Below are 22,489 nucleotides of genomic sequence, written 5' to 3'. Positions count from 1 at the left end.
ACATTAATTTACAATAGTTCTACCGCCTTGTTCCAATAATAAAATATAGATTTATCGGGTTGGCGTTTTAATCTGTTCAAAAAGGCCCAATCCGGATTTTTAATAACCAATTCCTTTGTATCCTGATTCTCATAATATTCTATTTCAACATCCTCTTTTTGTAGAATAATAGCATTCAAATAAGCTACTTTGGCCGAAGCTGCCAATGCTTCTTCAATCCTAAAGTTCCCTGTCATTAAAAATGCGCTACCAAAGCTTCGTATGCCAGAGCTTAAATCTGCAAATTTCTTTTTCTTTTCAGCGGTTGGGTTACGTTCTCGTCTTGCCATAATAGCACAGGTATTTATGGAATCCCATAGCACATCCTTTTCATTGAGTTTCCTTTTACTAAAATCCTTGTCCGTACTTCGATAGGATAGTTCTGCTTTCGCGAAAGCTGAAAAACTTTTCTTTACCATTGCTACATCAGTAATATTTTCAAAAAGTTTTCCCAAGTCGAACAATTGCTTGCAGATTTCCATTGCAAATAACTGGTCGCCTTTGTAGAATGGTATGCCTATGGTATCTGGTGCAAAAGCTGTTAGCTTATCGCCACAAATAGCGTTTACCGAAGGCGTAGTAATTGTTGTAGCAGTTCCATCAATGGAAAGCCAAGGTGTTTCAATGGGCGATTCTATAAGTTCTGGATAGTGCGGACTGTCAAAAAGGATATCCAATAGAATGGTTCCAGGAACGTTTGGATTATATACCGACTCGAACTCAAAGGTGTAATGTGCCTTTGGAACACCTTCCTTATAGCTTCTATGCTCATTAAGCACGTGCTTTTTGAAATGTGAATTGGCTACAACTGCATCCAAAATTTCTTCTAATTTATCACGCTCAACGCTGGAAATAATATCGATATCAATAGAAAATCGGTTCCCTTCTTTTAGCAAAAGCACAAGTGATGTTCCACCTTTGAAAACAAAATCAAGTCCTAAAACTTTTAAATGTTCGAGTAATGATAGTGCGTGAACCATTTTTTCCAATATAGTTACATCGATACCCTTATGTTCCTTTTTTGCACGGAAGCCATTCAGCCATTCCTTTTCAAAACTTTTGTTATTAATCATATTTAATATCTTCTAAGAAATTTGGAATGTTGTTGCTTATAAACTGCTTTATTTCCTGTTCTTTTTTTCGTCGCTTGGCATAGCTGAACAACTTTGTAAAATTGATGCTATATCTATCAATTATTTTCTCGTAGATGTTTACCATTTCAGAACCTTGGTAAAAATGTAGCAGATTTTCATCTGCAAACAGGTCCACCATAATCTTTTCAAGTGTTGCAATGGGCACTACCGCTTTTTTATTTTTTATTTTTTGTATGGGTGCCCTTGTCACCAAACGTTTAATGATAACTGGCACGTTACTTTCTGAAATATAGAATTGAATTTCCTTTTCATCTGGATTTAGGAAAAAATCCATTCTTAGATTATCATTTAGGTAGTAATAGAGTGAGTCAATAAATTCTTTTTCTACCTCGACGACAATCATTTGATTTGACGTCTGGTGCTGAGAAAACTCATTGAGCCATTGGGTTTCCCAAATGGCATATTTTATGTCTTCAAAACGCTCATTGGTTTTACGGGCTATTTTGAACACACTATCTGATAGAAGAGGTTTATATTTAGGTTTATAGGAAATAACATAAAGTCCACGACCAATGGTTTTAATTATGTCCTTTTTCTTCAGGTCATAAATTCGCCAACTAAATGTACTTTCTTTTAGGTCTGGTTCGAAATCCAGATAGAAGTCATAGAGTTCATCTCTATCAAAAGAACTACGGTCTTTGAAAGTTTGTATCAGTTTATTTTCAATAATCTTTGGCATAGTTAAAAATCAAAACTTTGCCAAAAATACAAAAAAGTGGCGAATATTTGAAAACAAATTTTCGCCACTATATAGATTAAGTGGTAATAATTGGAAATTAAACCTATCTAAATTCAGACAAACTTAGAATATGATAATTGCAAATACATATGTTACTGTTTTGGGTTCAATATGGAAAGGAATTGCAACGATTTCAATTTTACCTCTTCAATCACAGCATTATTCTTTTCAGTCTCAAGTAATGCCCAATATTTGGATTCGTTCCAAACAAATTCTCTTGTTAGACCAGAACCGCGTTGATTTATAAATCCCCAGAACCAAAGGTCGTCCCAAACTTCCATTTCTTCAGAAGAATAATTATGCTGTAGCAGTTTATTAATTTTATGGAAATTCCATTTAATTGTTGGGTCAATACGATGGAAAATTGCTTCAATTACAGCATCGACAGGTAAGAAAATTTTTTCTTCTTTGTCAATGATTTTCGGCGCATCGTCCCATATTGAATTTTGAAATCCATACTTACCATTATGTAAATGATAAATGGTTTTGGCAAACAATGCAGACGTTTTATTACCCCAACCTTTTTGTCTCAACATACCATAGTAAAGAGATTCATAATTATAGGCACCATTTTCTTTATCTGTTAGAAAATCGATGAATGCCTTAAAACTATGAAGCTGTAATTTATTCGAATATACTTTCTGAAAAAAAGGTGCAAGTAAGTCAATTTTAGGTTGGCTTTGGGTATTCGCTACGTGATAAAGAGCTGAATATAATTTATCTTCAAGAGAATCGAACGGTGCTAAAAACAGATTATAAGAATTGGATTGCACCTTCTTATTATAAGCCCTATTTTCTTTCAAGAAATGAAATAAAGAGGATAGTTTGGAATTTGTTACTGTGTTCAAAATAAATTATTTTTCAAGAGTTACTGTTCCATTAGCATTAACCCAATAATGTTGTATACCTATCTTATTGAGCTCTGGAATAATACTGGCTATTGCTTTTCTTATTTGTTCGTCTTCGGGATGCGCAATGGCAATTTTTGCATTTGGGAACGCAACTTTGGTTTCTAAGCATTTGATAATTGCTTTACCCAAATGAGTTTTAATCTGTCCAGAGTTGAAATAATCTCGTCGCTTTGTTGGCGAATCCTTATGTGCTTTTGCACCTTTTACCTCAATTAATAATTTTTTGTCATTCTTAACAGCTACAATATCATATCCTCTCGTTTGGCCAAGACAGAAACTTTCTATTTCATAGCCTTGTTGAACCAAATGAGGCATCAGTAATTCAATGGTTCTATTTTCCGTTAGTTTTTCCATTTAAGCTAAAATTTCACACAATATAACTGAATTAAAAAACAAATAGACTTTGTGAAAAATAAGACGGGTTTCAAGCGAACTTAATTCACGATTTTGGCACGGGAATGTAGTTTTTCACGAAATAAAGGGAATGGGCTGAGTGGTATGTGATAGTTTGATTTACTTTATTCAACGGCCTCCATTTTGAAATGAGTAGTTGTGTAGTTTGGCACTTAACTTTACAAGTATACTATTATAAAAAGCTACTCAAATTTTCAAAAGTATGCGCGATCATCAAATAATATTTAGCCATTATTGGGTACAGTATTTTATATCATTCATTGATTTTGAGCCAGTTATTTGTTCCACCACAAAGCCAATTAGCATTAAGTTTAGGCTTTTTAACAGTTTTGCTGCGTCCGCTGAACTTCTACCTCCTTTACCACAAGCAGTAACAAATTGAAAGTTTTTATCGAGTTGCGAGATTTTTTTTCTTTTAGCTCTTGAAGTGAAATATTCAAAGCACTTGGAATATGTGCTTGTTCATATTCTTCTTTGCTTCTTACATCAATGATTTGGATTTATTTGTTGTTTTTAAAGGCTTGTTTTACTTCATCCACTTCAATACATTCTTTGATTGTTTTTATTTGTTCTGGCATCCGGAATTTGATAATAAGCGAAGAAATAATGGTCAGGCCACCTATTAAGAAAATAGCATATTCAACTCCAAATAAATCAGCAATTATACCTGATATTATTGCACCAAAGGCATATCCTAAATCTCGCCAAAGTCTGAATGAACCGATACTTTCTGCACGTTGGCTTGGGTTTGTTGCTTGGGCAATGGTTGAGAGAAAAGTAGGATAGACCAATGCCGTTCCTAAACCCAAAATTGCCGAAATGGCTGCTAAAACATAAAAATCACTACTGAATGGAATGAGCAATATTGATAATCCTTGCAGAAGCATCCCCCAAAATAGCATAGCCTTTTTTGAGTAGTGGTCAGACATTTTGCCCGTAAATAGTTGTCCTATACCCCAAACAGTTGGATAAATGGCCGTAATTATTCCGATATTCTCGTTGTTATAGTTCAGAGATAATAGGATGATTGGAAGCAAGCCCCAAATCATTCCGTCATTCAGATTGTTTACAAGTCCTGCCTGTGTAACTGAACTCAAAGTCTTGTTTTTAAAAGTCGTTTCTAAAAATACATTGTCAAGCTTAGCCGTTTTGTCGGTCGAACTTTCCTTATGAACAAAAATCCTTGTGTCTTTTACCCAAACGGCTGTCAAAATAAAACCAACGATTGTAATGAATATACCAAGGTAAAATGGATAGGGTGTTATACCATATTTGTTAGCAATTAGGCCTGTCAAGAAGGCAACGACACCAACTGCAAAATATCCTGCAAACTCGTTTAAACCCATTGCAAAGCCACGGTCTTTTTCGCCAACAATGTCAATTTTCATTACTACTGTACTGCTCCAAGTTAACCCTTGGCTTACGCCCAATAACACATTTGCAAAAATCACAAAACTCCAACTGGGCGCATAAATCAACATAAATGGAATAGGAATAGCGATTAACCAACCGAATAAAAGTAAGTTCTTACGACCGAATTTATTGGCAAGCCGACCTGTATAATAGTTGGCTATTGCCTTGGTAATCCCGAATGCAGTAATAAATGAGAGAATAGCTGTCTTGGAAGCAACCCCAAATTCCAACTCGGCAAATTGCGGAAAAATAGAACGTTCCATTCCAATCATTCCACCTACAAAAGCGTTTACAATCACTAAAATCGTAAACTGCTTCCAATTTTCTTTCAATCCAAGTTTGACCTTTTCCATTTTTTAAAATAAAAATATACAATGCAACAAAGTTCTATATATTTGATTACGTTTCCTTTAACAAATGATAAATAATTACATCAGATTTGCTCGAATACGGCTCAACGAAACTTGTGTAATTCCCAAGTAAGATGCAATGTGTTTAAGTGGAATTTTCTGAACCCAGTCAGTAGAATTCAATAATTCTATATATCTTTCAGTAGCGGTTTTCAATTGAAAGCTCTCAATTCTTCTTATGGCATTGACAAATTCATTTTCAAAAATCAATCGGAACAGACGTTCTATATTATGGTAATCATCATATAATCTGAACAAAGCATTTGCATCAATGGTGAACATAATTGTTTTTTCAATGGTCTCAATACCTTTCGTAGTAATTTGTCCTGTAAATAAACTTTCTGCTCGAACGATAATTTCATTTTTAAATGCGAAATGCTCGGTAACGTCATTGCCATTATTGTAATAAAATATCCTTGCCCCACCTTCTTTTACGAAATATAATGTTCGGCAAGTATTGCCAATATCTTGAACAATAGCATTTTTACCATATTGCTTTTCGATTATTATATTCTTTAATTCTTGCTTAGCTTCTTTTCCAATCTTATAGAAACTATCAAAATAATCAAGTATTTCCATATTTTTAAGTATTTCCTGAAAAACTCAGTATTTCTTTCCTTAACTAAATTACTATTCTTGATACATAACGGGTTTTTAACTTACCGTAAGCAGCGTTATTTATAATAATTAAAACTTTCAAATTATATATATTCTAATAGTTGTAAGTAATCTTTAGTTTGCATATAATTTGGTATATAATATGAATATAATGTTATCTGAGTTATGAAAATGAATTATCCTGTTTTGTAGAATTTAAAGCGGACTTAATTCACGATTTTGGCTCTGGAATGAAGTGTTCCTTCCCAGCGCAGCGGGAAGGGTTAGCGGAATGGAAAGCTGAAATTGGGGATTGTGTCCAAGACGTGTGTAGTGAAGCTCTTTTCCCGAAGTGAAGTGGTTGCCTGCTTTTTCAGCGGGCGAGCGTGGAATGTAGGGGAATGTGCTGAGTGGGATTTAAACAGTTTACAAGAATGGATATTCAAATTATAGATTAAAAATTAAATACTAAGGATAGGGTTTTTCCCGTTATGTTTGTTTTATATATGATAACCAAATCTTAATGAATTATGAAAATTACGAAATTCTATTTTATGCTTTTAACCATTGTCGCTACCACGGTCTTTGTAGGCTGTAGTGACGATGATGATAGTGACACGATGGCTCAGGTGAGTGTCAACGGAACTGTATTGTTTGATGATGGTGACGATTTTAATGGTGATGTGGACGGTGACTTCACAGGTAACGGTGGAAGCGCCACAAGGACGTTTCTCTGGATGAACAATTTGACCACAGCGGACTATAATGCGGATATAACCGCCTCAGCCGAAGGCACTTTTAATATGCTGGTTTTGGATGCTGACGGAAATACTGTATTGAACAGGTCTCTTGATGGTGCTTCAGAACCGGATTCCTTTTCTGGGGTGACCGATGCGGGTACTTCTGGTATATGGTCTGTTACAATCAGCCTTGACTCTTTTAACGGCGACGGAAGCTTCTCGTTGAGCGAGGGCGACTAACAAAATTGGAATGTCCAGCAGCCTCTATAGAATTTTGTTGGGGCTTTTCTCAGAATGAAGCGGCAATGTGCTGAGTGGATTTTTAAAATTAATGCATAAAAAAACCTTCCTACCATAGTAAGAAGGTTTTTAATTGTAATTTGTTTGCTATTTTTCCTTTTTCAGAACCAACTGATACACACAAGGAATAACCACTAAATTCAAAATGGTAGCTGAAAGTAAACCGCCTAAAATTACAACGGCCATAGGGCTTTGAATTTCACTACCGGGTTCGCCACCTTTTAAGGCCAATGGAATTAATGCCAGACCTGTGGTAAAGGCAGTCATTAATATGGGATTTAATCTGTCTAAAGCTCCAGCTTTTATTAACTGAAAACCGTGTACTCCTTCTTTTCTCAAATCTTCATACCGTGAGACCAAGAGAATACCGTTTCGTGTGGCAATTCCAAACAAACTGATAAAACCTATGGTCGCTGCAATACTTATGATTCCCGAAGTAAAATACACAATCAAAATTCCACCAATTAAAGCCAATGGTAAATTGATTAATACTACAAATGCCAATTTTACGTCCTTAAATTCATAATACAATAACAAGAAAATAATGGCTATGGCAATAATAGCCGTTATCAATAGAAGCTGTGATGCTTTTGATTCACTTTCAAACTGTCCACCATATTGCACACGGTAGCCTTCCGGCATATTCACGTTGCTGCCCACAACTTCCTTTATTTCATTAACAGCACCACGTAAATCCCTGCCTTGAACATTGGCAGCAACCACAATTTTACGTTGTACATCTTCACGATTAATGGTGTTTGGGCTACTTACGGATTGCACAGTCGCCAATTCGCCTAAAGTTGTTTGACCTCCATTTGGTAAACTGATTAAGGCTTTATTGATGTTCTCAATATTGTCTCGAAACGGTTTATTATAGCGCACCACCAAATCAAAATACTGCTGTCCTTCATAAATCTCGCCCGCTTCTTCGCCTGCAAAGGCAATATCTACCTGTTCCATTAAATTACCGACCGTCATTCCATAGGCCGAGAGAATCTGGCGTTTGGGTTTGATACGAATTTGTGGCACTTCAATTTGTTGGTCAACCGCAACATCTGCCAATCCATCAATGTCCTTGATGTTCTGCTCTACGCTTTTACCTACTTCAAATAGTTGTTGTAAATCGGAACCAAATATCTTGATGGCAATATTGGCGCGTGTTCCGGAAAGCATATGGTCAATACGGTGGGCGATGGGTTGTCCCAAGGTAATATTGACACCTGGTGCAACGCTCAATTTGTTTCGGACTTCCTCAAAGAACTCTTCTTTTGTTTTGTCCTCAAGGACAAAAGGCACATCAATTTCAGAAGCATTGACACCTTGCGCGTGTTCGTCCAGTTCGGCACGGCCTTGTCTTCGGGTAACGACCTCCACTTCGGGCATATCCAATAGTATAGTCTCGATTAATTTACCTGTCTTATTACTCTCTTCTAAAGACATTCCCGGCGGACCGACAACACTTATTACTAAAGAACCTTCGTTGAATTCAGGAAGAAAACTTCGTCCTAATTGTGTGACAACCAACAGACTTAACAGAAAGGCAATCACGGTTACGCCTATAATGGTTTTGGGTATTCTGGTTACACGTTCCAAAAGGTTGCCATAATGTTTCTGTAGCCATCGCTCCACGCGTGTACCTTCTGCCTGCTTGTTCAAAAGCTTTTCGTTATCCAATAAATAGGAACACAGAATAGGCGTGACCGTCACGGCAACTACCAATGAGGTCAATACAGATGTTACAAAGGCTATTCCCAGCGGTTGCAACAATCGACCTTCCATTCCGCTTAAAAAGAACAAAGGAACAAATGATACAATGATAATTAGGGTTGCAATAATGATGGAACTTCGTATCTCTACTGAAGCATCACGTACTACTTTTATAGTCGATTCCCGCTTCTCTTTCGGTTTTCTGATATTTTCGCGCAAGCGTTTATACACATTTTCCACATCGATGATGGCATCATCTACTAACGCACCTATGGCAATGGCCATACCACCCAAACTCATTGTATTTATGGTATAACCCAACCATTTTAATATGATGATGGAAACCAATAATGAAATAGGAATAGCCAGCAAGGAAATAACGGTAGTTCTCCAATTCATTAGAAAGATGAACAGGATAATCATTACAAAAAATGCACCTTCTAAAAGGGTCATATTTAGATTACTAATAGAAGCATCTATGAAATCAGATTGTCTAAAGATTTGACTTTTGATGTTGACCCCCTTTGGCAATGAGGATTCTAAATCAGCAATCGCTTCATCCAAGCGGTCTGTCAGCTCCAAGGTGTTTACATCGGGCTGTTTTGAAATGGTCAGAATCACAGCGGGATTTGCGTTTAACGAGCCATCGCCAATTTTATCGGCCGCACCAACTTGTACCGTCGCCACATCCTTAATTTTGATGGTCTGACCGTTTACTTGTTTTAGAACCGCTTCCTGCAAGTCTTCCAGCACATAGGCTCTACCGCTTCCTTTTATGATGTATTGGTTGCCATATTGGTTTATGATACCGCCAGGCGCATTTTGATTTGCTTCCTTAACCTGTTCAACCAATTCCGATAGGCTCACATCGTAATACTTCATCTTTTCGGGATTGGCAAATACTTGGTATTGCTTATAATCGCCACCAATGACCACCACATTTGCTATACCACCAATCGCTTTGATGCGTGGTCTAATTGTCCAATCGGAAAGCGTTCGTAATTCCATTGGCGAAAGACTATCCGAAGTCACGCCCAAGAGCATTATTTCGCCCATAATGGAAGAAATAGGTGCCATTGTAGGCGCACCGATTCCTTCGGGAAGGTTCTCTCGTACCATTGGGATACGTTCGCTCACGATTTGTCGGGCACGGTAAATATCGGTTCCCCATTCAAATTCTACCCAAACAATGGAAATACCTGCTGCCGATGACGAACGGATTCGTCTCACATTGGGCGAACCATTCAGGGCCGTTTCCAGTTGATAGGTAACCAGTTTTTCTACTTCTTCAGATTCCATACCGTGCGCTTCGGTAAGAATGGTTACCGTAGGTGCCGTGAGGTCTGGGAATACATCCACGTTCATAGTACGCGCATAATAGATTCCCAAAACGCTCAATGCAACAGCTCCCAATAGAATGAGCAATCTGTTTTGAAGTGAAATTGATAATATTTTGTTTAACATTTCTCTTCGTTTTTAATGTTCGTGGCCGTGCGCGGGTGTAGAACCGGACATTGAAGCCATTTTAACTTGATACGCTCCGGTTGTTACCACCACTTCGCCAACTTGCAGACCTTCCAATATCTCTACATTTTCGCCATTGCGCTTTCCAATCTTAACAGGTCGTCTTTCAAAACTTTCGCCTGATAGTTGAACGATAACTGAATAGCTTCCATAGTCTTCCAAGAGAGCATTCACGGGAATCATTGTGTTCTGTGTTGCATTTCCCATCGCTATCTGAACAGGTGTTAGACTTCCTATTGGCATATCGACGGTAGCATTGACTTCTGCAAAAACAGAAATCAAAGGGTGTTCACGTTCCACGTCCTTACCAATCGAAAGGATTTTGCCCTCGGCATCAGTTACGTCTTTCCATTGGTTATCATTATCCTGATACCATATACCTTGTAAATTACCCATCGCAAGTCCGTAGTTGGGTGCTAACTGCGCTTTTAAAACTCTGGATTGATGTGTTCCAACGCTTACCAGCGCAACGCCCTGTTCTACATAATCGCCATTTGAAACGGTTATGGATTTGATAAACCCATCAAAAGGGGCACGGATTTGTTTGCTTCCGCCCGAAACACCGGATACCAAGGATTGATAGTTAGCTCTGGCTATCTCATAACTGCTTTCTACTTTCTCAAATTCAGATTTTGGGACTATTTTCGATTCGTATAGCTCTTTCTTCCTTTCATATTCGGATCTGGCTTGTTGGAATTTCGCTTTCGCGGAAGCGATATCCGTACTTAAATTGTTGGATGCCAAACCTTGACTGTTCAAGCTCATTAACAGCTGACCTTGTTTTACCGCTGTACCTTCCGTAAGGTTATCCATTTTAAAATCTACCACACCATTGGATTTTGCCGCCAAGGACTTTGTTGAACCTGGTGATGGCATCCAAACACCTGACGTGTTGATGACATCGTAGATTTTACCAGAAACAACAGGTGCGGTCTGAAAATCGATTTTCCAAGCCTGCTCCTTTAAGAACGAGATTCCTGCATCATCTTCTTCCGCACCCAAAGCCTTTATGGCCTCATCCGTGGCGGCATATACCATTACATCATCAATGGAAATTTTATCTGAATAGTCTGGGGTTGTCAATTCAAAAACCAATTGATAGTTCCCAGCTTCTTTCGGTTGTATGGCAGGCGAAAAAATACCTGGTGATGACGGTGCATCTACCGTATTTCTAATTCCTTTTCCATCCTTTATTAAGCTAACTGTTACAGAACCTTCTGTAACAGGTCGATGTTCGTCCAATACGGTAAAGTGAGCTGCAAATCGACTTCCGTTGCCTACCACAAGCGCAGGAAATTCAACAAATAGCTCCGTTTTGTCCGTCCAGATAGTATGGCTTAATCGTGGGGTGTCTTCGCCTACGTGGCTGCCATCTGCGTTATGTGCGTGTGCGTCTTCTGTCCTGTTGTTACAGGACATAGCCAAAAAGGCAAGCACAATTATTAAATATTTCATCTTTTGTATTTATTGGGTTTTTAATGGTCGTGGTGTTCTGAACCATCATCGTGTTTGTGGGTGTCAGAATCATCATCTGAATGGTTACCGTCCGAATCGTGGTCGTGACCGTGGTCATCTGCCTTTGTTCCCATAGAATCTTTTCCTACTTCAAATTCTTCTTGTTTTATGTCTTCCTCGTGCATATGGCTTCCGTCTTCATTGTGTTCGTGACCGTGGTCATCTGTACTCTCTTTTTTTGTTTCCCTACAAGAGGTTACCAAAAAAGTTGATGCGATTGCTATTGCGAATATTTTTTTTGAAATGTTCATAATCTTTGTTTTTGAGGTTTATAAAGTATGTTTTAATAATTCTGCCTGTAGTAGTTGGATTTCCTTTTCCATCTGCAACATTCTGTCTGATGCATTTCGGTAAAACTGAAGCTCTACATAGTAATCCATAAATGAATATTCGCCCAGCATATAAGCCTTAAAGAGCAGTTGTTCGCTGTTTAAGTTGCCCATCGTGGTTAGATACTCATTGTATTTTTCGAGTATCAATTCGTATCGATTGTATGTTTCCTGAAATTGGGTATACAGCGAAGCGGTAATGACTTGAGTATTCGATTGCTGATATTCATAATCGGCCTCGGCCGCTTTTACCTTGTTCTTGCTGTTCCACAACGGAATAGAAAGGCCACCGTAAAAACCTGAATAATTGCTACCACTAACACCCTGATAATTGTAACCGAGTGCCACATTTGGTAAGACCTTGTTTTTTTCCAGTTTTACTTTTTGAAGCGAAGCTGTTTCAGCAGCCTTTAAACGTTGCAAAGAAGGATCGTTTGCCAATTTTTCTTGCCAAAGCGTTTCGACCGCAACAACTTCGATAGGCAAATCGATACCTGCTGTAAAACCATCAATGGCATTCCCGCCGTTCAATGTTCTGAGTTTGGACAGTACAATTTGGATTTCGCTTTCAATCTTTTGAACAACGAATTGCTCTTGAATCCAAGCGATTTTCGCCTTGTTCAAATCCAAAATACCCACTTGCTCTTTATCATAAAGCTCCTGAACCTGGTCGAAAACCTGTTTGCTTTGGGTTCGTCTTTCGGTTTCAACGGCTTTCTGCTTTTTAAGGAAAACGAGTTCAACCAATACCGATTTCGCTTCCAACAAAACTTCCTGCCGCTTTTTGGCATAGGACGTTTGCAGTTGTATCGACTTTAGGTCGTTCCATTTACTGCGTGAACCATAAACCGTCGGAAATTCGAAAGATTGCGATATTTGATATTCGGAATAATTTCCCGTTGCGTTATCGCCAAATGGCAAATAATAGCCTAAAAGCTGTGGGTCGGGTAAATTATTGGCGCTCTTGTTTTCGAGTTGTTGGCTTTCAATGAACGATTGATAGCCTTTTAACTCTGTGTTGTTCTGTTCTATTTCGTTAAGCAGTTCCCCAATGTTTTTATCCTGTGAGAAACCGCTAACAAAGAACAGGCATCCGCAAATCGCGGACACGATGAATTTATTCATTGTTTGAAATTTTAGGTTTAATCTTAATGTATAAGAGGATTCCTTCCGTAGCGGTAGGTATTCCTAAACGATTAACCTAAAAATGGTGGACCCCGTAAATCGAGGGATGAAAGGTAAGAGTTGAAATAATAGCTGGGTGGTTGATAAATTGGGGGCTTAGCGTTTTGCCTTTTATCAACGACATAAAATTCTTGAAAATCAGATACAGCTTTTACAATATTGTCATCTACAGTAGTCTGTTGCTCAGCAGTATTCCTTTTAAGTACAACAATATCGCTGGACACCGTTGAATGGACGTGCATATCCATAAAGAACCCAAAGAAACCGTATGGGGATTCTTCTTTCTCGTGAGAACCGTCATCGTGATGATGGTGTTCGCCAGTATGGGCAATATCTGAATGGGAATGCGTTTCCTCGTGCTGATGATGCAAATGTGGAAAAACCTGATGCAGCATCATTAGACTAAACAAGCCTAAGAAGAAAAATGCTGCTATTTTATTTGGATTTTGCATCACTTACAAAACTAATGAAAATTAATTTTACTTTTCAGTTTCGCAGATAGAAAGAAAACATTTAAATAAAATATTCAAAAAATTATTTTTTTAATGTGGCAATCTGTCCTTAATCATACCATATAAAAAAGTTCCAAATAGCGCGCCGATAAGTACAATTAGAATTGAAGGAAACCCAGCACCTATTAATACATATATAGGGCCTGGACAAACACCTGCCAATGCCCAACCCAATCCAAAGATTATTCCACCAATAAGATACCGAGCAACGCTTTTATTCTTTGGCTGCAAACTCATTTCGCTTCCATCCAAAGGTTTGATGTTTTTTCTTTTGATGACTTGAATACCAATAACACCAAGAACCAAGGCGGAACCTATAATACCGTACATATGAAAGCTGCCAAACTGGAACATTTCATAAATGCGAAACCACGATGCAGCTTCAGATTTAAACATAATTATTCCGAAGAAAGTACCAATAACTAAGTATGTGATATAACGCATAATTTAAAAGATAATAGGGTATAATAAATGAATCATAACAAGTCCACCAATGAAGAAGCCTATGACGGCTATCAACGATGGTAATTGTAAATTACTCAATCCAGAAATGGCGTGACCAGATGTACAACCACCGGCATATCTTGCGCCAAATCCCACAAGTAATCCACCAATTAACAAAATGGCAATGTTTAATGGGTCAGCAAGATTTTCGACAGCAAAGATTTCAGTTGGAAGGTATGCTTGGCCAGCACTCTTGATGTTGAAATCATCAGATAGTTGTTGAGCGATTTCGGAATTAATGTTTACTGTATTATCACTCAAATAGGTAGATGCAATAAAACCGCCAAGAATTGCACCGAGTACAACCATCAAGTTCCATCGTTCGGCCTTCCAATCAAATTTAAAAAATTCAGATGCTTTTCCAGCGCCCACAGCAGCACAAGCCGTTCTTAAGTTAGACGACATTCCAAATTGCTTACCAACGAGCAATAAAACGAACATCACAAGGGCAATAAGTGGTCCCGCTACATACCAAGGCCACGGTTCATATATCAAATCCATATTATATAATTTATACAAAGATGCTGATTTCAATATAGCCAAACGGTAACAATAGTTACATTAATCTCAATTGATTTTTATTACCTTTAAATAAAATTGAAGATTATGACACGTAATAAAAAATTGAACTTGATTTCTATACTACTTGCCTTAACTGCCATTGCAATGATTGTAGTTGGCATTGTTATGAAAATTCCTGCGCCGGCAATAACGGGTGTTGGATTTTTACTAATAGTTTGGGCATTTCAAGTACTAAAGTGATAAAACCTGAGGCTAACGTATTTGTTTTTTACGTATATCCTACCTGTTTTAAATTATATTAAGTTAGGTAACAAAGGTTACACATAGAACAAACCCTTTCTCTTATTTTTGTATCAATTGTGAAATCTAAAACTTACATAGCGTTATTTCTTACATTCATCTTTATGGCGAAATTTATCGTCATTGATGCAAATGGACTGAACGCTTTGTTCAGCGGAAATGACATATCTTTTGTAAAACCTAATTGTAAAAAGAAAAATTCTCCAAAACAGACAAACAAAACAATCGATTTTTCGCAAGTTGACCTTAGCACGTCACAAATTGTTATGTTAAGTGGTATTTGTATATCGCAATTTCAATTTGAACTTTTCTCTTGGGAACCAAATATTTCAAGACCTACAGCAATTTTCAACGAACATTTTTCTTCACTATTAAGTTATCGCTTTTTAGATAATGATTCTCCGCCACCACGTTTGGTGTAATTACTTTTTTATAAAATTTTAAAGTTGGTGCTTCCGTACTGCTCTTTCACACATCATAATTTTGGTCTGTTAAACCATTAGGATAAACACCACGCAAATTCAATCATTTTTTTACATCATTTATAATGACGACAAAAATTTTAATAAGCCGTCGTTCCATACAATTATTACGCATATTGGTGAGCGGCATATTTCTCGTTGCAGGTTTTAATCACTTGCTTAACATAGAGAAAACTGCCAAACGCATTGAACAAGCCAGTTTTAAGGGTATTGCCTATTTCTTTGGCGAACCTCAGTGGCTAATCATTATCTCTGGTATCGTAATGTTAACAGCAGGTTTTATATTCCTGATAGGATATAAAACCAAATGGGCGGCAATAGTTTTGATGGCGGTTTTAATACCCATCACATTAACGGTTCAAGTAGGACAAATTACAACCCTTGGACCACTCTTTAAAAATATAGCAATTCTCGGTGGACTTCTTTTTTTTATACTGAACGACACCAGTAACCTTTTAAAATAAATTAAAATGAAAACAATTTTTTATAGTACAGTAGTAATAGTAATGACTCTTTTTACGAGTTGTAGTTCTTTAGCCCAAAACACTGTAGATACAAACAAAAATAATTATGTGGTACTTACTAAAAAAGTGCCCCAATTAGAACCAATAATTTTAACTGCGGAATCATTAAAAGAGGAAGATGGTAGCAATTTTGGTCAGTTTGAAGTTATCATTTGCGGCAAGGAAATTGGCGATATTACAGATAGTTCTAAAATGAATGACTTTATAGAGCGTGCTGAAAATGCTGGTGTCCAATTGGTAGCCTGTGGTTTTTCGCTCAATAAATTCAAGGTTGATAAAACGAAAGTACCCAAAGAAATGAAAACCGTCGAAAACGGCATTTTATACAACTTTCAACTTCAGAAAAAAGGATATAAAAGTTTAAGCCTATAATTATGAAAATATTTAAGAAAAGTTTCATTGCAGCTCTTTCGATAATTGGAATACTATTGGTCTTGGTCTCGTGCAAAACAGAAATATCGAATGGAATGGGAACAAACGATTCTGTACGGGACACCTTGAGCATTACTGTATTACAAACTGCCGATATACACGGACAGCTTGATACACATCCCGAACTTTTTTGGGAAAACGAGAACGTACTTTTTAAAAATCGTGGCGGTTTGGCCAATATAAAGACGCTCTTTAAAATGGAACGACAAAAAAATCCCAATAGAACAATTATAGTTGATGGTGGCGACTTAATACAAGGCAGTGGTTACACGGCTCTGTCTGAAGGTAAGGTAATGCCCGAACTCATCAAAAATATGGGCTATGACATCATCATCCCGGGTAACTGGGAAGTGGTGTACGGCAAAGACGTGATGATAGATGTGATGCAGGGATATGACACGGATGTAATTGCACAGAATATGTACCACGAAAAAAGCGAAGAACTTTTGTTTCCCGCTTATTCTGTTAAAGAAATAGAAGGTGTGCGTATCGGGTTTATGGGCATAAACGATCCTGACGTTCCCGTTAGGCAAAATCCAATTTTTAGTAGAGGGATTGCCTTTAGTGGTCTTACCAATGATTTGAAAAAGCAAGTGGATGATTTAAAGGTCAATGAAGACTTGGATGTACTTTTTTTAGTGACGCACTTGGGTATTTTTAAACAGGTAGAACTCGCCAACAATACCCTTTCAGAAAATGTAGATTACATATTAGGGAATGACACACACGAGCGCGTGCGCAAACCTATACAGGGCAAGTACGCCAAGGTTACCGAACCGGGTGCATTTGGTTCTTTTGTTGGTAAACTTACTTTGCATTTTGTTGATGGTACATTGGTGGATGATGATTATGAACTTATTGATGTTGACCCAGAGGTTTTCCCAGCTGATAAGAAAGTACAAGCGCTTGTTGATAAGGCAAAAGCGCCCTACGAAGAGCATTTGGAAACGGTGATTGGGTACACCGAGACACCTATTTATCGCTATCTTACCGTTGAAAACCCAATGGATAATATGATTACCGATGCTGCCCGCTGGAAAACGGGTGCGGATATCGCTATTTCAAATGGCTTTCGCTTTGGCAATCCTATTGTGCCCGAAAATGGAAAACCCGCTCCAATAACCCGGGCTAATTTATGGAACTTACTTCCGGTAAATGAAAAGGTGAAAACGGGAAAAGCCACCGGGAAACAGATTAGGGATTGGTTGGAAAAAGAGACGCACAATGCCTTTTCACAAAAACCGACCGAGCGATTTGGCGGTTGGTTGGTGCGGTTTTCAGGTATGAAGGTCAATTTCAATAGCCAAAACGAACGTGGAAACCGTATTTCAGCAATAACGGTCAACGGCGAGCCTATGAAAGATGACGAATTTTACACGATTTCTGCTTGTGTACGACCAGGCGACCCAATAGATAATCTGTGCAGGATGGCTAATGTGAAAGATGTGGAAGTAATGGATTATACCATTCACGATGTGGTAGAGGAATATCTTAAAAAAAATTCGCCCATATCGCCCACCTTGGAAGGAAGAGCCTATTGTGAATATCTCGGCACGTATTCCTTTTCGACCGTGCCCAAAACTAACTATAAATTTCAATAAAAATTAAAGTTATGAATACTAAGAAAGAAAATAAAAACAAAAAGAAAACGTGGATACAATATGGAATTTTTGCGATAGTGGCCATTACACTTTACGCAACTGGTTTACATACCGAAGTCGTAGGTTTTGCTCAACGCGGATTACTCGCTACAGGCTTGATGAATCCTGATGTAGAAGAAATTACGCTGGTAAGAAACAATGAAAATAACGATGATGAGGCATCAATGCCAAATCTTACCAAAGCAGATTTGAACCTAAAATTGATTGACGCTGAAGGCAAAATAAGGTCATTGAAAGAATTTAAAGGCAAGGTCATATTTTTGAATTTTTGGGCAACGTGGTGTCCACCTTGTATTGCCGAAATGCCCAGTATCGACAAATTGCACGAAGAAATGGGCGATGAAGTTGCGTTTGTAATGTTGTCCTTCGATGATGATTTTGAAAAGGCTAAAGTTTTTGATAAGCGCAAGGGTTATGATTTACCGATTTACGCTCCTGCGAGTAATCTTCCAGAAATGTTCCAATCATCTTCATTACCAACAACCTATATAATTGATGCGGCTGGCAATTTGGTTTTGACTCATAAAGGTATGGCCGATTATAGTGACCAAGAATTCAAGGATTTTTTGTTAGATTTAAAGTAAAAAACAATTAAAAAAAACGGCATCAATTTTAAAGTTGATGCCGTTAACCTATATGCTTTGAGGTTTTATTTGAATTCCTTTATGTCATCACTTAAATCATACACTGTTACATCATTAAGTTTTTTCTGAAGAATACTACTTCCAGCAGCACTGCGATAACCACCTGCACAATGCACTACAATTGGCTTATTTGTAGGTATATCTTCAGCCGTATCACGAAGTTCATTTAGAGGATGAGCTAAGGCGCTATCAAAATATTTTCCCTCTTCAACTTCACTTTTGTTACGAATGTCTATAATGGTATATTTATCAGGATTGTTTTTAAAGTCTTTCAAATCCAAGACCTCCGTAGAAACTAAATTTTTATCTGAAAGCGTGATAACCTGCTTCAATTGTTTTTCATAACCGATTTTAGCCACTCGGTGTAAAAGCTTTTCTTTGTTTTCTTTGCTATCTATAACTAAAGTAAATTCTTCTTCTGGCTCTACAATGGCACCTAACCAAGTTTCAAATTTTGCATTATCTGAAACTGCCTGAATATTAAAACTGCCTTCAAGATGTCCTTTTTTAAAGATTTCCTCTTCACGTACGTCAACAATCAGGCCTTGGGCTGTAGCATTTTCCTTAAATGGAATTCTATCTATGGATTGTTGAACATTCTCTGCACCATCTTTATTTGTATCTACATCATAACCAAAATATGAGGGTATGAATGGTTGACTATCCAAAAGTTTCTCTATGAATTCTTCTTTCGATTGTTCTTTAAAAGCCCAATTGCCCATTCGTTCATTACCTAAAGTACTGCTGTTGTCATCACTCATACTTTTTCCACAAAGGGACCCAGCACCGTGAGCGGGATAAACAATGGCATCATCTGGTAAACCATTGAACTTATTCTGTATGGTATCATACATCATTTCAGCCAGTTCTTCTCGTTTGGCTTGCATATTTCCTGCCTTTTCGCGTAAGTCTGGACGACCAACATCGCCTATAAATAGCGTATCGCCAGTAAAAAGTACTGTTTTATCATTTTGGGTTGCAACTACCGTTATACTATCTGGCGAGTGGCCTGGTGTATTGATTGCCGTTAGTACAACATTACCAATTTTTAAGGTGCCGCCTTCATCAAAAGCGGTGTATGGGTAATCTGCACCAGTTTTTTCACTGTTATAAATTGTTGCACCGGTTTCTTTATGAATCTGTAAATGGGAACTTACAAAATCTGCGTGGGGATGTGTTTCAATAACTGCAACGATTTTAGCATTGTTGGCTTTTGCGAAATCGTAGTACTGCTTCGGGTCACGCTCTGGGTCAATAACGGCCATTTTTCCTTCGCTTATAATCGCATAGGAATAATGCGCCAATGGTTTGTATTCAAATTGTTTTATATCCATAATTTTATGATTAAATTTTTTCGTTCATTTCAAAAATAATTGGAATCTCCACCAATTGTGGTAACCTTTGATACACAAGTTAATGTTTTAAAAAAAGATTAACATTTACACTAAAAAAAGCTTACAATTAATATCAGTTACTAATGATGCCCTCAAAGTATTTTGGGTATTGTGTTTTTCCCTATTTACTCTCTTTCTGAAATGGATATATAAGTTGTTGCCAAAAAGTTTTCGGAAAACTTTCATCGCCTTGAAAACCAATTTCCAAATTACGGCCACTTTTAGGTACGTGGGCAGTACCAAATAAATAATCCCATATGCTAAGTGTCAGACCAAAGTTCATTCCGTATTTAAATTGTTTGGGAAACTCTTTAGCGTGATGCCAAATGTGCATTCTTGGGTTATTAAATATATAGCCTAAATAACCATAGCTCCAGCCTAAATTGGCGTGATTGAGATGCCCAACAAAAACGGCAAACATATGAACAATAAAAAATTCTTGTATGCCAAAACCAATCATTGCCAATGGGATGTACTGTATAGTTTTATATACTATAGTTTCCAAAAAATGAAACCGAAACTGTGCCGCAAAGCCCATTTCTTTAACGCTGTGGTGTACTTTATGAAATTTCCATAACCAAGATACGCGGTGCAACAATCTATGCACGTTCCATTGGACAAAATCTGCAATTAGAAACATAATCAACAATTGCGACCATTCTGGTAGCGATTGAACTTCAATAGCTACTATATTGTTTATACCAAAACTACTAAGAAAATCATCGAATAGGGCGACTCCTACATTTGATAAGGCGTTGTAACCTACAAGAGAAAATAGGAAAAAGTTAAACAGTATATAGAAAGCATCCAGCCAAAATCCTTTTCTAAAAATAGGTTGTTTTTTTCGCCAGGGAATAATGATTTCCAAAGTGAAAACCATCAAAGAGAGCCCAATAAGCCAATAGAAATAGTTGGTCCAAGAGGGGTTTGATATTTCATAAACAAGGTAGTCCCAATAGCCAATAAAAGATTCTATTATTATGTCAATGTATTTTTCCATCCTTGTATTTTACATTGTTAGTTCTTTGTAGATTATATAAATACCCATTACAAGAACGAACCATCCAAATGCTTTCTTGAGTTTCTTTCCGTCTATAAATTTATTGAGCCAGATCCCAATAAAAATGCCCACAACTGAAATTGATGTAAAAATAAGAAGGAATGGCCAGTCAATATCTAAATTCTGAACATCGCCCAAAAAACCAATCAGAGATTTAATCGCGATTATTAAAAGGGACGTCGCAACTGCTTTTTTCATTGGCAATTTTGCTAAGAGAACTAAGGCAGGTATAATTAAAAAGCCACCGCCTGCACCTACTATACCTGTAATAGTTCCCACCACCAAACCTTCTATAATTATTAAAGGATAGTTATAGGTTATTTGAGCTTCCTCGTCAATTTCTTTTCGCTTGTTTCGAATCATTGAAACAGATGCGAGCAACATAATAATGGCAAAAAAGAGCATTATGGCCAGGTTCTTCGTGACCATAAAACTGTTTACACTAAAAAGTTCTTCAGGAATAGCAGGAATTAAGAATGCCCGAGTAAGATAAACAGCTATAAAAGCTGGGACAGCAAAAATGATGGCTGTTCTATAATCCACCATCCCTTTCATCATATTTTTAATTGCGCCAATAAGAGATGTTGCTCCCACCACAAATAATGAATATGCTGTTGCAATTACTGGGTTAAGCGCAAGTGCATACACCAAGATAGGAACGGTAAGAATTGAGCCACCACCACCAATCAACCCTAATACAAGTCCTATCAAAAGAGCACCTACGTAACCTAAAATTTCTACGATTTCCATTTGTTCAGAAAATTATGGAACAAATGTACGTGTCGGTATGTTCAAAGTCTGTAACTGTTGTTACAGGACTTCAATAAAACTGCGGTGCAATTTTAACTTATTGCTATTTTCCATTTTCTTCAGCAGGCGTGAAATTACCACACGACTGGTATGCAGGTCTTGTGCAATCTCTTTGTGAGTCGAGTATATGTGTTTGCTATTTAATAATTCCATTTTATCCTGAAGATATTTTTCCAATCGCTCATCCATATTATTAAACGCAATATTGTCTATACTGTCCAACATTTCCATCATTCGGTTATGGTAACTGTTGTAAACAAAATGTCTCCAGGTTTTATAAGAACTGGACCATTCTTCCATTTTGGCAACAGGTACTTTAAGAATCTTGACATCAGTTTCTGCAATCGCGTGTATTTCACTTTTTGTGCTTCCCAAACAACAATTCATTGACATCGCACAGGTTCCTCCTTCTTCTAAATGATAAAGCAATAACTCATTTCCGTCATCATCAGGACGCATTATTTTAATACTACCTTGAATTACCAATGGTATAAAATGGATGAATTGTCCAACTCTAATTAAGTCTTGACCTTCAGAAATTTGACTAAATTCCCCAACCTCAATCATCTCGCTGATTAGGGCAGGTTCAAACTGACTAAAATATGTGGTTTTAAATAATTTCTCCAAAATATACTTTATGGTCGTGTAAATTTATTACCCTCAAATT

The 22,489-nt window shown here is 37.4% G+C and carries 25 protein-coding genes; 7 read left to right on the top strand and 18 right to left on the bottom strand.

The genetic code is table 11. From position 1 onward, the window contains the following. Window positions 1-8: 8 nt before the first annotated feature. The 7 genes from SIB89_RS11470 to SIB89_RS11440 all read right to left on the bottom strand — a co-directional run bounded on the left by SIB89_RS11470 (window position 9) and on the right by SIB89_RS11440 (window position 5,659). Window positions 9-1,112, bottom strand: a complete 1,104-nt coding sequence (locus SIB89_RS11470) for a nucleotidyl transferase AbiEii/AbiGii toxin family protein (protein ID WP_412559882.1) — start codon at window positions 1,110-1,112, stop codon at window positions 9-11. Beyond that, a complete protein-coding gene (locus SIB89_RS11465; RefSeq protein WP_412559881.1) occupies window positions 1,105-1,872 on the bottom strand; it encodes a DUF6577 family protein in 768 nt (255 codons plus the stop codon). Before SIB89_RS11465 ends, SIB89_RS11470 begins: the two co-directional genes overlap by 8 nt. A 152-nt stretch (window positions 1,873-2,024) precedes the next feature. Further along, a complete protein-coding gene (locus SIB89_RS11460; protein WP_412559880.1) occupies window positions 2,025-2,780 on the bottom strand; it encodes a hypothetical protein in 756 nt (251 codons plus the stop codon). Window positions 2,781-2,786: 6 nt separating this feature from the next. Beyond that, the gene (locus tag SIB89_RS11455) at window positions 2,787-3,197 is read right to left on the bottom strand and encodes a hypothetical protein (RefSeq protein ID WP_412559879.1); all 411 of its coding nucleotides are present in this window, start codon (window positions 3,195-3,197) and stop codon (window positions 2,787-2,789) included. 380 nt (window positions 3,198-3,577) lie between these two features. Further along, entirely contained in the window at window positions 3,578-3,748 is a 171-nt protein-coding gene (locus SIB89_RS11450) for a rhodanese-like domain-containing protein (protein WP_412561906.1), read from the bottom strand. 9 nt (window positions 3,749-3,757) lie between these two features. Beyond that, entirely contained in the window at window positions 3,758-5,023 is a 1,266-nt protein-coding gene (locus SIB89_RS11445) for an MFS transporter (RefSeq protein ID WP_348700865.1), read from the bottom strand. Window positions 5,024-5,098: 75 nt separating this feature from the next. Continuing rightward, window positions 5,099-5,659 carry a Crp/Fnr family transcriptional regulator gene (locus SIB89_RS11440; RefSeq protein WP_412559878.1) on the bottom strand — a complete coding sequence of 187 codons (561 nt, stop codon included), beginning with the start codon at window positions 5,657-5,659 and terminating at the stop codon, window positions 5,099-5,101. A 548-nt stretch (window positions 5,660-6,207) separates the two neighbouring features. Between SIB89_RS11440 and SIB89_RS11435 the strand changes: the two genes are divergently transcribed. Then, entirely contained in the window at window positions 6,208-6,657 is a 450-nt protein-coding gene (locus tag SIB89_RS11435) for a hypothetical protein (protein WP_412559877.1), read from the top strand. Between the two features lie 147 nt (window positions 6,658-6,804). On the opposite strand, the gene SIB89_RS11430 is transcribed toward SIB89_RS11435, so the two are convergent. The 7 genes from SIB89_RS11430 to SIB89_RS11400 form a co-directional block, all read right to left on the bottom strand. Beyond that, window positions 6,805-9,888 (bottom strand): efflux RND transporter permease subunit, encoded by a 3,084-nt coding sequence (locus SIB89_RS11430; RefSeq protein WP_412559876.1) that lies wholly within the window; start codon window positions 9,886-9,888, stop codon window positions 6,805-6,807. Window positions 9,889-9,900: 12 nt separating this feature from the next. Then, complete coding sequence (locus tag SIB89_RS11425; protein ID WP_412559875.1) at window positions 9,901-11,403, bottom strand: efflux RND transporter periplasmic adaptor subunit; 1,503 nt, start codon at window positions 11,401-11,403, stop codon at window positions 9,901-9,903. 20 nt (window positions 11,404-11,423) lie between these two features. Next, complete coding sequence (locus SIB89_RS11420; RefSeq protein WP_412559874.1) at window positions 11,424-11,714, bottom strand: hypothetical protein; 291 nt, start codon at window positions 11,712-11,714, stop codon at window positions 11,424-11,426. A gap of 18 nt (window positions 11,715-11,732) precedes the next feature. Further along, entirely contained in the window at window positions 11,733-12,917 is a 1,185-nt protein-coding gene (locus SIB89_RS11415) for a TolC family protein (protein ID WP_412559873.1), read from the bottom strand. Window positions 12,918-12,988: 71 nt separating this feature from the next. Beyond that, a complete protein-coding gene (locus SIB89_RS11410) occupies window positions 12,989-13,429 on the bottom strand; it encodes a hypothetical protein (protein WP_412559872.1) in 441 nt (146 codons plus the stop codon). A gap of 90 nt (window positions 13,430-13,519) precedes the next feature. Then, window positions 13,520-13,933, bottom strand: coding sequence for a DUF6691 family protein (locus SIB89_RS11405; RefSeq protein ID WP_412559871.1), 414 nt, complete (start codon window positions 13,931-13,933; stop codon window positions 13,520-13,522). Between the two features lie 3 nt (window positions 13,934-13,936). Further along, on the bottom strand, window positions 13,937-14,494 hold the full coding sequence (locus SIB89_RS11400; protein WP_412559870.1) for a YeeE/YedE family protein: 558 nt from the start codon (window positions 14,492-14,494) through the stop codon (window positions 13,937-13,939). Between the two features lie 105 nt (window positions 14,495-14,599). Here SIB89_RS11400 and SIB89_RS11395 point away from each other — a divergent pair, with 105 nt between their 5' ends. The 6 genes from SIB89_RS11395 (at window position 14,600) to SIB89_RS11370 (ending at window position 18,498) form a co-directional block, all read left to right on the top strand. Then, window positions 14,600-14,755 carry a hypothetical protein gene (locus tag SIB89_RS11395; RefSeq protein ID WP_412559869.1) on the top strand — a complete coding sequence of 52 codons (156 nt, stop codon included), beginning with the start codon at window positions 14,600-14,602 and terminating at the stop codon, window positions 14,753-14,755. Between the two features lie 164 nt (window positions 14,756-14,919). Then, complete coding sequence (locus tag SIB89_RS11390) at window positions 14,920-15,237, top strand: hypothetical protein (protein WP_412559868.1); 318 nt, start codon at window positions 14,920-14,922, stop codon at window positions 15,235-15,237. A gap of 125 nt (window positions 15,238-15,362) precedes the next feature. After that, window positions 15,363-15,761 (top strand): DoxX family protein, encoded by a 399-nt coding sequence (locus SIB89_RS11385; protein WP_412559867.1) that lies wholly within the window; start codon window positions 15,363-15,365, stop codon window positions 15,759-15,761. 6 nt (window positions 15,762-15,767) lie between these two features. Beyond that, a complete protein-coding gene (locus SIB89_RS11380; protein ID WP_412559866.1) occupies window positions 15,768-16,193 on the top strand; it encodes a sulfur reduction protein DsrE in 426 nt (141 codons plus the stop codon). 2 nt (window positions 16,194-16,195) lie between these two features. Beyond that, complete coding sequence (locus tag SIB89_RS11375; RefSeq protein ID WP_412559865.1) at window positions 16,196-17,854, top strand: bifunctional metallophosphatase/5'-nucleotidase; 1,659 nt, start codon at window positions 16,196-16,198, stop codon at window positions 17,852-17,854. Window positions 17,855-17,865: 11 nt separating this feature from the next. Beyond that, complete coding sequence (locus SIB89_RS11370) at window positions 17,866-18,498, top strand: TlpA family protein disulfide reductase (RefSeq protein ID WP_412559864.1); 633 nt, start codon at window positions 17,866-17,868, stop codon at window positions 18,496-18,498. Window positions 18,499-18,563: 65 nt separating this feature from the next. On the opposite strand, the gene SIB89_RS11365 is transcribed toward SIB89_RS11370, so the two are convergent. The 4 genes from SIB89_RS11365 to SIB89_RS11350 form a co-directional block, all read right to left on the bottom strand. Continuing rightward, entirely contained in the window at window positions 18,564-19,892 is a 1,329-nt protein-coding gene (locus SIB89_RS11365; protein WP_412559863.1) for an MBL fold metallo-hydrolase, read from the bottom strand. A gap of 181 nt (window positions 19,893-20,073) precedes the next feature. Beyond that, window positions 20,074-20,952: a sterol desaturase family protein gene (locus SIB89_RS11360; protein ID WP_412559862.1), complete on the bottom strand. Its 879-nt coding sequence runs from the start codon at window positions 20,950-20,952 to the stop codon at window positions 20,074-20,076. Window positions 20,953-20,961: 9 nt separating this feature from the next. Beyond that, window positions 20,962-21,762, bottom strand: coding sequence for a sulfite exporter TauE/SafE family protein (locus SIB89_RS11355; protein WP_412559861.1), 801 nt, complete (start codon window positions 21,760-21,762; stop codon window positions 20,962-20,964). Between the two features lie 60 nt (window positions 21,763-21,822). Beyond that, the gene (locus SIB89_RS11350; protein WP_412561905.1) at window positions 21,823-22,389 is read right to left on the bottom strand and encodes a Crp/Fnr family transcriptional regulator; all 567 of its coding nucleotides are present in this window, start codon (window positions 22,387-22,389) and stop codon (window positions 21,823-21,825) included. Window positions 22,390-22,489 lie beyond the last annotated feature (100 nt).

This window comes from Winogradskyella sp. MIT101101, assembly GCF_047126865.1.
Lineage (GTDB): Bacteria > Bacteroidota > Bacteroidia > Flavobacteriales > Flavobacteriaceae > Winogradskyella > Winogradskyella ouciana.
The sequence above is the reverse complement of the archived record's forward strand: the minus strand, read 5'-3'. Positions and strand labels throughout refer to the sequence as shown.

Bases quoted from the DNA above. Each gene is read 5' to 3' on its own strand.
- SIB89_RS11470 (WP_412559882.1), bottom strand. From the start codon at position 1,112: ATGATTAATAACAAAAGTTTTGAAAAGGAATGGCTGAATGGCTTCCGT.
- SIB89_RS11465 (WP_412559881.1), bottom strand. From the start codon at position 1,872: ATGCCAAAGATTATTGAAAATAAACTGATACAAACTTTCAAAGACCGT.
- SIB89_RS11455 (WP_412559879.1), bottom strand. From the start codon at position 3,197: ATGGAAAAACTAACGGAAAATAGAACCATTGAATTACTGATGCCTCAT.
- SIB89_RS11445 (WP_348700865.1), bottom strand. From the start codon at position 5,023: ATGGAAAAGGTCAAACTTGGATTGAAAGAAAATTGGAAGCAGTTTACG.
- SIB89_RS11440 (WP_412559878.1), bottom strand. From the start codon at position 5,659: ATGGAAATACTTGATTATTTTGATAGTTTCTATAAGATTGGAAAAGAA.
- SIB89_RS11435 (WP_412559877.1), top strand. From the start codon at position 6,208: ATGAAAATTACGAAATTCTATTTTATGCTTTTAACCATTGTCGCTACC.
- SIB89_RS11430 (WP_412559876.1), bottom strand. From the start codon at position 9,888: ATGTTAAACAAAATATTATCAATTTCACTTCAAAACAGATTGCTCATT.
- SIB89_RS11425 (WP_412559875.1), bottom strand. From the start codon at position 11,403: ATGAAATATTTAATAATTGTGCTTGCCTTTTTGGCTATGTCCTGTAAC.
- SIB89_RS11420 (WP_412559874.1), bottom strand. From the start codon at position 11,714: ATGAACATTTCAAAAAAAATATTCGCAATAGCAATCGCATCAACTTTT.
- SIB89_RS11415 (WP_412559873.1), bottom strand. From the start codon at position 12,917: ATGAATAAATTCATCGTGTCCGCGATTTGCGGATGCCTGTTCTTTGTT.
- SIB89_RS11410 (WP_412559872.1), bottom strand. From the start codon at position 13,429: ATGCAAAATCCAAATAAAATAGCAGCATTTTTCTTCTTAGGCTTGTTT.
- SIB89_RS11405 (WP_412559871.1), bottom strand. From the start codon at position 13,933: ATGCGTTATATCACATACTTAGTTATTGGTACTTTCTTCGGAATAATT.
- SIB89_RS11400 (WP_412559870.1), bottom strand. From the start codon at position 14,494: ATGGATTTGATATATGAACCGTGGCCTTGGTATGTAGCGGGACCACTT.
- SIB89_RS11395 (WP_412559869.1), top strand. From the start codon at position 14,600: ATGACACGTAATAAAAAATTGAACTTGATTTCTATACTACTTGCCTTA.
- SIB89_RS11390 (WP_412559868.1), top strand. From the start codon at position 14,920: ATGGCGAAATTTATCGTCATTGATGCAAATGGACTGAACGCTTTGTTC.
- SIB89_RS11385 (WP_412559867.1), top strand. From the start codon at position 15,363: ATGACGACAAAAATTTTAATAAGCCGTCGTTCCATACAATTATTACGC.
- SIB89_RS11380 (WP_412559866.1), top strand. From the start codon at position 15,768: ATGAAAACAATTTTTTATAGTACAGTAGTAATAGTAATGACTCTTTTT.
- SIB89_RS11375 (WP_412559865.1), top strand. From the start codon at position 16,196: ATGAAAATATTTAAGAAAAGTTTCATTGCAGCTCTTTCGATAATTGGA.
- SIB89_RS11370 (WP_412559864.1), top strand. From the start codon at position 17,866: ATGAATACTAAGAAAGAAAATAAAAACAAAAAGAAAACGTGGATACAA.
- SIB89_RS11365 (WP_412559863.1), bottom strand. From the start codon at position 19,892: ATGGATATAAAACAATTTGAATACAAACCATTGGCGCATTATTCCTAT.
- SIB89_RS11360 (WP_412559862.1), bottom strand. From the start codon at position 20,952: ATGGAAAAATACATTGACATAATAATAGAATCTTTTATTGGCTATTGG.
- SIB89_RS11355 (WP_412559861.1), bottom strand. From the start codon at position 21,762: ATGGAAATCGTAGAAATTTTAGGTTACGTAGGTGCTCTTTTGATAGGA.
- SIB89_RS11350 (WP_412561905.1), bottom strand. From the start codon at position 22,389: ATGATTGAGGTTGGGGAATTTAGTCAAATTTCTGAAGGTCAAGACTTA.